Raw genomic sequence first — 11,403 nt, 5'->3', positions numbered from 1 at the left:
GGGGAAGGTCACGGGATGAACGAGGGCGAGGGCACGACTCCTTCCGAGCTCTCCGTGAGCAGTCTCATCACGGGCATCGGCAAGCTGGTCTTCGAGATATCCGGTCAGACCACGGCCATCGCCGGCAAGGTCGACTCTCTGGAGAAGCTGGTCTCGAGCGGCCTGTTCGAGCGACTCGACAGGCTGATCCAGGGTGTGGAGACGCTGCAGACCATCTCCGGGCAGTCCGCCGCGCGGCCGGCGGAACCCGCCGCCTACGTGCCGCCCTCAGGGGTGGTTGCCGGGGAGGCACAGCCTCCGGCGGCATTCCCGATCGAGAGCCTGACCGCTCCTCTCGAGGCCGGGATAGCCAGGCTCGCGAGCCTCGAGTCCCGTGTCGAATCGATCCAGAGCACCGTTTCCGAGACCGCCGGGAGCATCATGGGCATCGCCGGACCCATCGGCGCGGCCGTGTCCGATTCGGCCGGGAAGCTCCTCGAGAAGGCCGGGAGCGAAGGACAGGAGATACGCAGGCTTCTCTCGGAACAGGACGAGAGGATCGGTACGCTGCTCGAGGCCGTGCTGCAGATAGGGCAGTCCACCCGCGAGGTCTCCGGGGTCGCCGCGGGGCTCCCCGGCCGCCTCGACGCCCTGGACGGGTTCGTGAACGGGATGCCCGAGCTGCTGGGCCGGAAGATGTCGGAGGCCGCATCCTCCGGTATCGCTCCCGTCGAGTCGGGTCTGGCCGAGATGGGTGCCGGAATAGCCGCCATCCCGGCCGCGGTGAAGGCCCTGGAGGACGGCCTGGCTGCGAAGGTCGCCGATCTGGACGCGAGGACCACGGGCGCCATATCCGGGCTCGGCGGGACCCTCGAGGCGCAGAAGTCCATACTGGACGACATGAGGATCACCCTCGGCGAGGCGGCGCAGGGTCAGGAGAAGACCCTGGCCGAGATGGCCGGCCTCCTGAGGACCCAGAAGGAAGCAGTCAACCGGACTCGTGTCGACGACCTCAACAACGAGGCCATACACAGCTTCAACCAGGGCCGGCTCCCGGAAGCCGCCGCAGCCCTCGCATCGGCACTGGAGATAGATCCGGAGAGGCCCGAGCTCCTGGCCAACCTCGGACACGTCCAGGCGGCCGCAGGCGACATGAAGGCCTCGGAGGAGACATTCAAGAAGGCTCTGATGAAGGACCCCTACCTCGAGCCGGCCCTGTCCGGCCTTGGGCTCCTCTACGTGAAGACCGGAAGACCCAGGGACACCCTTGAAATACTTGCACGTTTCATCGAGGATCCGGCCCCTTCCTCCAGGATCGCCCTGGCCTGCTCCAGAGCCATGGTCTCGATGGAGAGGCATGCGGACGCCATTGCACTGCTCCAGCGTGCGCTGGCGGCCGATCCCGGGAATCCGGACCTCCAGGCGGAGCTGGCTTCCTACAAGACCGGGAACTGATCCGGGGACGCTTCTGAATCATATGCGCCGGTTCGCACTGCTCATGTCCGTCCTGGCCCTCTCGTCGTGCAGGGCCGTGGAGGATGGCGGTCAGGCCGAAGCAGCGCTGCCGCCGGACCCCTCCGCCGTCGAAACGGCGGCTCGATCAGCCGCGGACGAAGGGCTGAACGGAGAATCAGCCCTTCTCTACATCCAGGCCGCCGGACTCAGGGCTGAAGGCGACACCCTGCGGATGTCCGACGCCAGGGCCGCGGCCCTCCTGCTGGACGAACCGTCGATTCCGTGCGCGCAGATCCTTCTTGCGAGCCCCGATTCCCTCGACGCCCTGCTGGCCGTGGTGGCCGGAGGGGCCGGGATAGCGCCCGCGATGCTCGAGAAGCTCGCCGACAGCCTCGTGCCCATGCCGGAGTACGCCGCGCTCCTCCTGGCCGAGAGCCTCGTCGCGGCCGGAAGAGGGGAGGAGGCCCTCCGGGCTCTGAGCTATGCGGGAGACAGCTTCCCTGCGCAGACCGCCGGCGACCTCACTCTCGCCCGGTACGGCGCCCTCCTCTACGCAGGAAGGCTCGACGAGGCAACGGATCTCAGGCAGGGGGTCCCGGCCTCCGACAGCGTGCTCAGGTCTCGTCTCCTGGGCGCCCTGGGAACCTTCAGGCACGAGAGCGGAGCCGCGGGGTGGGAGGATGCCTTCTCGCAGTCCATAAGGCTCTGGCCCTCCGGATACATACATGCCCCGGCGTTCGCCCTCCTGAGGCCCAGGCTGCTCTCGGACAGCGCGTTCTCCGCCGGACTGGCCGACGCCTTCTACGCCGGAGGCCTCTGGAACGAGCTTTACGACATCGCCGTCCATGCTCAGGACCCTCCCGGCCATCTCGTCTATCTCGCCGCCCGCACCCGCGACAGGCTCGGATCCTACGACCAGGCCTGCGCCCTCCTCGACGGCTACCTCGACGACCACCCGGCGGGGGCCGATGCCGAGAACGCCCTGATGTACCTCGGCCTCGACCTGGCCCGCGGCGGGCTGCCGGATTCGGGTCTTGCCGTGCTCGACCGGTGGGAGTCGCGCTATCCCTCCTCGCCGCGCCGGGGCAACATCCCATGGTACAGGGGCAGCATACTGGCCGAGTACGACCGGTGGGCCGAGGCCCTTCCCCATTTCGAGGCCATGATGGCCGACTATCCGTCCAACGTTGCCGCCGACGACGCGCATTTCTTCCTGTGCCTCGCCCTGCTGGAGACCGGCCGCGGCAGTGAGGCGGCCGCCGAGCTCGCGTCCTTCTCGCGGGAGTCGGGAGAGAGCGTCTATGCCCAGTCCGCGAGGTATCTCCTCGGGAGGCTGCTCGTCGAGGAGGGCGACGCTTCCGGTATGGACACCCTCAGGGCCGTATCCCGCCTCGGCTCCGAGTCCCTGGCCGCGAGGTTCGCACAGGTGCGCCTGGGGGCCTCTCCGCCGTCCCCCGGCATCTCATCGGAACCTCTCGAGGCCTGGATGACCAGGAACGGAGTGGTCCCGGCACCCTCGACAGCCTCCTCGAGGCGCGGGGCCGTACTGCTCGATGCGGGCCTCAGGCGGTGGGCCGTGGCGGAGTTCAAGGCGGCCGAGGAGGAAGTCGGGGGAGGGGGCAGGATGGCCCTCTTCTACCTCGAGCACGACGTCTGGGAACGGATGCCGAACTGCGGCTGGAGGCTCTCGACCGTGGCACCCGAACCCTGGCCGGCCGACCTCTGGCGGCTCAGATATCCTGCCGCCTGGCCCGGGCCCGTGCTCCGCACCAGCGCCGACTTCGGGTTCGACCCGCTGCTCGTATGGTCCATCATGAGGCAGGAGAGCATGTTCCAGCCCGGCGCGAGCTCTCCCGCCGGAGCCAGGGGCCTGATACAGATGATCCCGAGCACCTCGGAATACGTGGCCTCGCGGCAGGGCTGGGACGACTACTCGCCCGACGCGCTCTTCGAGCCCGGGGTGTCGTTGAGATACGGCATATGCTACCTGTCCGGGGTCGCCTCGGAGGTAGACGGGCCGGTGAAGCTGCTCGCATCCTACAATGGCGGGCCCCACAACGCGGCAGGCCGCTGGGGGGCCTCCACCCTCTCCGACGACCTCTTCTTCTGCAGGATCACCTTCAACGAAACCAGGCGCTATGTCGAGAAGGTCCTCGCCAACTACGAGATCTACAGGCTCCTGTATCCGTCCCTGGCAGGCCTCGCGCAGCCCAGGTTCACGGCAGCCCCGACCCTCTCGCCCCGCGCCGGGGCGATGGACTGACCCTCCAGACCGCGACGGAATCCTCTCCACAAACTGCCGGTGACGGGCTCCCGAAACCCTCCACGAACTCCAGGGCGCCGCCGGCCTCCGAGACGAGATCCGAATACTGACGCGGGAAGGCGACCAGCCAGTCGGATCTCGCGCCGATCCATCCCCACCCCTCCCTGGAAGGCCCCGGGAGCCTCTCGGGCGTGACGAGCCCGTCCAGATCGAGGATCTCGAGCCCCGTGATCCAGGCGATCGCCCCTATGTCACCGGAAGCCGCCACATCACCATCCGAGGCAAGGGAATCCACGAGGAGCGCCGGCGCGATGTCGATCGTCCGCACGTCGAATGCAGCGCGGACCCTCTGCCGGGCCATGAAGGCGGCGCCCGGGACCATGAGGAGCAGAGTCGCGGCGAAGGCCGGGATCCCCGTGCGTCCCGGCAGCAGGCGCAGGCTTCTCCCCCTCAGCCATGCCGACGCGGCCGGCATGGCGGCGCAGAGCCACGGAACGTGGTACCGGAGCTGGTTGAAGTGGTTGGGAGCGGTGGCGAACGCCGCGGCAGCGAGCAGAGGGACGCAGAGCCAGGCGGGATTCCTCCTTCCGGCCATGCCGACGATCCCCATGAGCGCCGCCGGGAGAGCCAGCGGGGCCATCAGGAGGAGCCTCGCGACGAGTCCGGGCAGGCCTGAGAAATCAGTGCCCGACACCTTGGCATGGAAGGTGGAGGGCAGGGGGGAGCCCGAGGCGTGCACGTTCCAGGCCGCCCACAGAACGATCACGGCAGCCGGGGGGAGGATCCGGAGGGCGAATTCCCTCCTGCCGCCGGCGCCGAGCGCCGCGGGGATGCAGAGCAGAGCGGTCTCCGGCCTTGTCAGGACCGCCGCAGAAAGCACGAGCCCCAGGGGCAGGCCTCCGAGGCGCCGGGACGCCAGCCCGGCGGAGATGACGGTTGCGAGGAGAGCGGCCAGTGCCGTCTCCATCCCGCTCGAGGAGTGGAAGATCAGCGGTCCGCAAAGGAGCAGCAGAGGCGCCGCCCCTCCGCCGGCGAGCACCGCGAGGGCTCCTGCAGCCGCCGAAATGCCCATGAGCAAGGCCGGTGCGGCGCTGCCGGCCAGGGAGGCCGCCGCCGACGGCATCACCCAGACCGGGCTCGTGAGGCCTGTCGAGGGGGTGCCGGGGTTGAACTGCATGAATCCGCCCCGGGCGAGGTTGCGGCCGAAGACGAGATGGATGTAGGTGTCGTCGAGCGGGGCGGCAGGCGCCGAGACTGCCGTCAGGGCCAGGCTGGCTCCCAGGGAGAGAGCGGCCAGGAGAGCATTGGAACGCCTGACGGGAATCGGAGTACTCATGGATCGAAAGATACCCGGCCGTGCCGCGGGTCTGCCAGCCCGGCCGGTACGGGGTGCCGGAGGATCGGCGGAGAGGTATCATCGGCAAGAGGAGAGGCCGGAGGTCGGAGGCGGGAGCATGGGACTAGAGGTCGGAGGGTGATGGCCGGAGGGATGAGGTGAGGGAGGCGCGGTTCGCGGCGGCAGTCGTTCTGATGGTCGCGGCGGCGTGCGCGTCGGGCCCGGCCGATCCTCAGGATGTAGTCCATCTCGACGTGGAAGTCGTCATGAACTGCATGCCCTTCCTGGATCCGTCCTCCCAGCGGGCGTCGGGCGTCTCGCTGGTCCTGGGAGCCGACACGTTCGCCCTCGAAACCGGCGACACCCTCGCGGCGGGCGAGGCGCTGACGACCCTGCCGCCTTCCTCTTCGGCACTCGTCCTGTTCCGGCACGAGGACGGCGGATGCGATGCGGTCCCCCTCGCCCTCCCGGAAATGACGGGCGATCCGGCCTTCCTCGAAGTGCATGCCGGATACAGGATCAACGAGGACTTGTTCGTGGCGGAGGCGTCCGCGGGCGGGTTCCTGCCTCCGGATCCCCCGCTGTCGCTCCTGTTCGTCGGGAACAGCTACACCTACGCCAACGGAGGGCTCCCGGCCCATGTCGACTCGCTTCTTTCCGGGGGATTCCCCGTCCTCGAGACCGTGGTCGCCGGATACACCGTCGGCGGCGCCACCCTGGAGGACCACTTCCACGACCCTGCGCTGAGGATGCTGCTGCAGTCGCGGGAGTGGGATCTCGTGATACTCCAGGAACAGAGCCTCAGGCCCATCGAGGATCCCGGGAGCATGTGGGAGTATGCCTTCCGCCTCGATTCGCTCGTCACGGCCCGCGGAGGCCGGACGGGCTTCTTCATGACCTGGCCGAGGGAGTACGCCCCCGGGACGCTCGCAGATCTGGAATACGCCTATTCGTACGCGGGGGCTCATCTCGACGCATCCGTCGCCCCGGTCGGGACGGCCTGGCTCAGTGCGCTCGGGATGGAACCGTCGCTGGACCTGTGGGAGGACGACCAGAGCCATCCCACGATGACCGGAACGTACCTCGCGGCCTGCGTCATCTACTCGCTCCTGACGGGGGAGAGCGCACAGGGCGCCGGATACGTTCCCGGGGGCATAGGACCCGGGGAGGCGGCCGTCATCGCCCAGGCCGCCATGGATGTCGTTTCGGCCAGGGCTCCGGTCGACTGGCGCTGGTTCTGAACGTGCCGGCCCACCGGGGGGTGCCGCCATGGACCGAAGTGTTCTGCAGGAAAGGTGGATGAGATGTCTCCCAGGAACCTGTTCGCGGCCGCCCTGGCCGTCATCATGGCGGCTTCGTGCTCGTGCAGCATCACCGATCCCCTAGGATTCTCGAATCTGTCCTTCAGGCTCGAGAACACCGAGGACTTCACCATCTGCGGGATAGAGCTGGACAACCTCTCAGAACTCGACGCCGCCCAGGTCATCCAGGTGGTCTCGTACTGGGCCGAGGGCGAGGTGCCCGTCGACATGATCCTGAACGTCGGGATACACAATCCCAACGACGGCTCCTCCGGCTTCCTGCTGGCCGCGGCCACGATCCTGTCGATGCCGTGGGACCTCTACATGGATACCGAGTCGGGAGCCGGCTTCGACACGACCTGTGTGGCCTCGGGCGAGTGGCTCGACCCGTTCGAGGTGCCGGGCGACTCCACCACGACGATCCTGCCTCTCGACATCGGCTTCGACGCAGTCCAGGTGCTGTCGGCCATGGATGCGCTCGATTTCATCGACCTCGCCCTGGCGGTCGGAGGGATAGACGGCGATCTCAGGGACGACGATCACCTCGGCAGGCTCCTGCTCGAGATCCAGCCGTCGATAGACACCCCCTTCGGGACCTTCACGTATCCCGATCCCCTGGGCGTGAGGCTGGACTGGGTGGAATAGGCGGCCCGGCACTTCCCCCCGGGCGGGGCAGCGGCTAGATTAGCGATGTCGTGTCCCGTCATATCCCAGTTACATAAGTACAGAGAGGTGAGGAGATGTCCAGGAGGATCTTCGAGGATCTGTCGAAGCTGATCGAGACAAAGAAGAAGGATGGGCTCTACAAGGAGGAGCGCATCATAGAGTCCCACCAGGGCGCCGAGATCACGGTGGGCGGGCGCAGGGTCCTCAACTTCTGCGCCAACAACTACCTCGGCCTGTCCAGCCACCCCGCGGTCCTCCAGGCCGCGAAGGACACCGTCGACAGGCGCGGGTACGGCATGTCCAGCGTGCGCTTCATCTGCGGCACGCAGGACATCCACAAGCAGCTCGAGAAGAAGGTCAGCGAGTTCCTGGGCACCGAGGACACCATCCTCTACGCAGCCTGCTTCGATGCAAACGGCGGCGTCTTCGAGCCCTTCCTCGACCAGGACTGCGCCATAATCGCCGACCAGCTCAACCACGCCTCCATCATCGACGGCGTGAGGCTCTGCAAGGCCAAGCGATACGTCTATTCCCACATCCAGATGGGCCCGGGCGAGTGCGAGTTCGACGGCAAGAAGCAGCTCGGTCTGGAGGGGGTGCTCCAGCTCGAAGAGGTCAGGAACTGCAAGTACCGCATGATAGCCACGGACGGCGTGTTCAGCATGAACGGCGACCTGGCGCCGCTGGACAGGATCTGCGCGCTCGCGGAGAAGTATGACGCGCTCGTGATGGTCGACGACAGCCACGCCTCCGGATTCGTGGGGAGGACCGGCCGCGGCACCCACGAGTACTTCGGCGTCATGGACAAGGTCGACCTGATCACCACCACGTTCGGCAAGGCCCTGGGCGGCGCCAGCGGCGGCTGCACCAGCGGGCGCGCCGTCCTCATAGACTGGCTGCGCCAGGTCTCCCGCCCCTACCTCTTCTCCAACACCGTGGCCCCGTCGGTAGTCGGCGCCACGATGAAGGTCCTCGAGGTCCTGAGCGGCTCCACGGAGCTCCGCGACAGGCTCGAATGGAACCAGAAGTACTTCCGTGAGAAGATGACTGCCGCCGGTTTCGAGATACTCCCCGGCGACCACGCGATCGTCCCCATCATGTTCACCAAGTTCACGCCCGACGACGCCCCCGTGGCCCAGGCATTCGCGAAGGACATGCTGGCCGAGGGGATATACGTGATAGGCTTCTTCTATCCCGTCGTGGCGAAGGGGCAGTCCCGCATCCGGGTCCAGCTCTCGGCCGCGCACACGAAGGACCATATCGACAAGGCCATCGAGGCCTTCGTGAAGGTCGGCAGGAAGCACTCCGTCATCTAGCGGCGCGTCCCGTACGGCAGGAGAGGCGGGGCTCCGGCCCCGCCTCGACTTTTCGAGACCATGCCTGTCGAGCCCGTGGTCCGCGGTACCGCCGGAACCCGAACAGCCCGGCTCTTGTCCGAAATCGGAAGCCCTGATAGAATCGCATCATGAACACCCCTGCACGGCCCCGGTCGTCCCCGCTGGCAAAGGCCGCCCTGGCCCTGCTGGCCGCCGGGCTGATCGCGGTGATCGCGGGCTTCGTCTACGACGTCCTCTTCGCGGGGATACCCTACCAGGACCCGCCTCCGGGCATTGCGGCCGAATATGCCCGCCATTCCTCGACAGCATCGGGCATCAGGTGGGCAGGGGCGGCCCTGCTGTCGGCTGGAGTGCTGACGCTGATCTCCGCCCGCATCGCACGGCCTCACGGCTCCGTGACCCGCTGAACAGCCGTCCCGGAGCCGGCCCGGCATCGAAGACCTCGAAGAATGCTGCCGGAAAGGCTGTTTCCGCATGTTTGAAGCCCGCGATTTGCGTCGGATTCTGACAGTGCATATATTCCTGACCTGAGAATGCCTCTTTTGCCGGTTTCCGCGGATGTGCCGCCCCCTCAAGAGAGCCTGCTCACCGCGGGCCTTCACGATTTGAAATGGATCGCCCGCAGCCGCGCTTGTGCGGCCGTTTCTCCACCACGCGTCCGGCGGGTCTAGATCTGTAACAACGAAGCCGGACACGGAGAAAATGACTGAACAGACGAAGACGGCAGCCACGACGGCGGGGTCGTCAGCGGAACGGGCCCGTGCAGCGGATCCGGAGGGCGTGTTCGAGGCCCTGATCCCCGAGATCAGGAGGGCCATCGCAGCAGAGGGCTACACTTCCCCCACTCCGATCCAGGAGAAGTGCATACCTCACCTCCTGGCCGGCAGGGACATCATGGGCACGGCCCAGACGGGCACCGGCAAGACGGCAGCCTTCGCGCTCCCGATGCTCCAGAGGCTCTACGCCGATCGCAGGGCGCCGGTCCCGGGTTCGCCCCGTGCGCTCATCCTGGCTCCGACCAGGGAACTCGCGGCTCAGATAGACGAGAGCATCGGCTCCTACGGCAGACACCTCCGGCTGAGCCATGCCGTGATCTTCGGAGGGGTGAACCAGTCGCGGCAGACCGCGGCCCTGACCCGCGGTACGGACATCCTGACCGCGACTCCGGGCAGACTCCTGGATCTCATGGGACAGGGGTTCGTCCGCCTCGAAAGGGTGGAGATCTTCGTCCTCGACGAGGTGGACAGGATGCTCGACATGGGGTTCATCCCCGACATCCGCAGGGTGCTCGCGCACCTGCCGGCGGAACGGCAGACCATGTTCATCTCGGCCACCATGCCTCGTGACATGGTGGATCTCGCAGGCACCATGGTGAGGAATCCCGTCAGGGTCTCCATATCCCCCGAACAACCCACGGTGGAACTCGTTTCGCAGAAGGTCCTCTTCGTGGACAAGGGGAACAAGGATGCGCTCCTGGTCTCGCTCCTGAACGATCCCGAGGTGTCCAAGGCCCTCGTCTTCACCCGCATGAAGCACACGGCCAACAAGGTGGTCAGGAAGCTCCAGGTGAACGGCATACAGGGAGAGGCCATCCACGGGAACAAGAGCCAGGCTGCGCGCACCAGGTCCCTCGAGGAGTTCAGGCACGGCAGGTGCAGGGTCCTCGTCGCCACCGACCTGGCGGCCAGGGGGCTGGACGTGGAGGACGTCTCGCACGTGATCAACTACGACATGCCCCGGGAGGCCGAGACCTACATCCACCGGATCGGCCGCACCGCCAGGGCCGGAGCAGCCGGCGACGCACTCTCGCTGTGCACTTCGGAGGACGGGGCCAGCCTCGCAGACATCGAGCGCCTGCTCGGCGAGCCCGTGCCGGCCGAGAAGGAACACGCATTCCACTCCGAGGAGGCCTTCCGGATGTCCCGGAACACGGGCGGCGGCGCGCGTGGCGCGGGGGGCGGGACTCCCGGCTCCAGGCTCGTCTATAACGGCATCAGGAGGCGCGGCAGGCGCTAGTCCGCCCCTCCCGGCAGGACGCGGAGGCCGCCTTCGGGCGGCCTCTTGTCCCCGCCCCCCGTCTTTGTATCGTAGAGCATCGGCCGGAGCATGGCCGGAAGAGGGGATGGATCCGGGGTTTGATACTGGACGGTGCATCCTGCGACCTGATCCTGGACGACCTGTTCGAAGGGCTCTACGTGGTCGACAGGAACCGGAGGATAGTGTTCTGGAACAAGGCCGCCGAGAGGATCACGGGCTTCACCGCGGCCGAAGTCACGGGCTCGTCCTGTGCCGACAGCATACTCAACCATGTCGACTCGAAGGGGATGAACCTCTGCACGGGCGCATGTCCGCTCGCACAGACCCTGGCCGACGGAGTCCACCGTGAGGCCGACGTCTTCCTCCACCACAGGGACGGGCACAGGGTTCCCGTCTCGATCCGCATCAGCCCGGTCACCGATGCGTCGGGAAACCTGATAGGGAGCGTCGAGCTCTTCTCGGACTCGAGCCGCAGGTCTGCCATAGAGTCGAGGATCAGGGAGCTGGAGGAGATGGCCTACCTCGACGATCTCACCAGGATCGCCAACAGGAACCGGCTCGAGAGCGAGATAACCGAGAGGCTGAGCCGCACCGGGGCGGTCGGCAGGGGTTTCGGCCTGCTCTTCATGGACATAGACGACTTCAAGAGCTTCAACGACACATACGGGCACGACACCGGCGACCAGGTGCTGAAGTCCCTCGCCGCGACCCTCACGGTGAACGCCCGCCCTTCGGATTTCGTCGGGAGATGGGGCGGTGACGAGTTCGCGGTGATAGTCGACGGCTGTTCGCCGGAGAGCCTCGCCGCGGTCGGCAACAGGCTGCGCATGCTGATCAGCGCATCCTACGTGAGGACGGGCGATCTGTCCCTCAGGATCACCGTCTCCATCGGGGCGACCGTCCCCGTGCCCGGGGACACCCTGGAGGCGATGGTCAAGCGTGCGGACGGACTGCTATACGAGAGCAAGCGAGCCGGCAAGGACCGCCTGTGCAGCGGATAGCGCCGATGCCCCCGGAACCAGCATGGAG

Annotated in this window: 9 protein-coding genes; 8 read left to right on the top strand and 1 reads right to left on the bottom strand. The window is 67.1% G+C overall.

The window, feature by feature from the left end; genetic code table 11:
- Positions 1-15: 15 nt before the first annotated feature.
- Together QUS11_05520 and QUS11_05515 are read left to right on the top strand one after the other, a co-directional pair.
- The gene (locus tag QUS11_05520; GenBank protein ID MDM7992754.1) at positions 16-1,434 is read left to right on the top strand and encodes a tetratricopeptide repeat protein; all 1,419 of its coding nucleotides are present in this window, start codon (positions 16-18) and stop codon (positions 1,432-1,434) included.
- Positions 1,435-1,456: 22 nt separating this feature from the next.
- Positions 1,457-3,697, top strand: a complete 2,241-nt coding sequence (locus tag QUS11_05515) for a transglycosylase SLT domain-containing protein (GenBank protein ID MDM7992753.1) — start codon at positions 1,457-1,459, stop codon at positions 3,695-3,697.
- On the opposite strand, the gene QUS11_05510 is transcribed toward QUS11_05515, so the two are convergent.
- A complete protein-coding gene (locus QUS11_05510) occupies positions 3,651-5,033 on the bottom strand; it encodes a hypothetical protein (protein MDM7992752.1) in 1,383 nt (460 codons plus the stop codon). The two genes, QUS11_05515 and QUS11_05510, sit on opposite strands and share 47 nt — an antisense overlap.
- Before the next feature lie 158 nt (positions 5,034-5,191).
- On the opposite strand from QUS11_05510, the gene QUS11_05505 reads away from it, so the two are divergent.
- From QUS11_05505 to QUS11_05480, 6 genes are all read left to right on the top strand, one after another.
- Positions 5,192-6,274: a hypothetical protein gene (locus QUS11_05505; protein MDM7992751.1), complete on the top strand. Its 1,083-nt coding sequence runs from the start codon at positions 5,192-5,194 to the stop codon at positions 6,272-6,274.
- Between the two features lie 54 nt (positions 6,275-6,328).
- The gene (locus QUS11_05500) at positions 6,329-6,979 is read left to right on the top strand and encodes a hypothetical protein (protein MDM7992750.1); all 651 of its coding nucleotides are present in this window, start codon (positions 6,329-6,331) and stop codon (positions 6,977-6,979) included.
- A 95-nt stretch (positions 6,980-7,074) separates the two neighbouring features.
- Positions 7,075-8,316 carry a glycine C-acetyltransferase gene (gene kbl, locus QUS11_05495; protein ID MDM7992749.1) on the top strand — a complete coding sequence of 414 codons (1,242 nt, stop codon included), beginning with the start codon at positions 7,075-7,077 and terminating at the stop codon, positions 8,314-8,316.
- A 149-nt stretch (positions 8,317-8,465) separates the two neighbouring features.
- Positions 8,466-8,744 (top strand): hypothetical protein, encoded by a 279-nt coding sequence (locus QUS11_05490; protein MDM7992748.1) that lies wholly within the window; start codon positions 8,466-8,468, stop codon positions 8,742-8,744.
- 295 nt (positions 8,745-9,039) lie between these two features.
- Entirely contained in the window at positions 9,040-10,353 is a 1,314-nt protein-coding gene (locus tag QUS11_05485) for a DEAD/DEAH box helicase (GenBank protein ID MDM7992747.1), read from the top strand.
- 119 nt (positions 10,354-10,472) lie between these two features.
- Positions 10,473-11,375 carry a diguanylate cyclase gene (locus QUS11_05480; GenBank protein MDM7992746.1) on the top strand — a complete coding sequence of 301 codons (903 nt, stop codon included), beginning with the start codon at positions 10,473-10,475 and terminating at the stop codon, positions 11,373-11,375.
- The last annotated feature ends 28 nt before the right edge of the window (positions 11,376-11,403 follow it).

It is taken from the genome of Candidatus Fermentibacter sp., from assembly GCA_030373045.1.
In the GTDB taxonomy this organism is placed as follows: Bacteria; Fermentibacterota; Fermentibacteria; order Fermentibacterales; family Fermentibacteraceae; genus Fermentibacter.
This window is presented reverse-complemented; position numbering and strand designations above follow the sequence as displayed.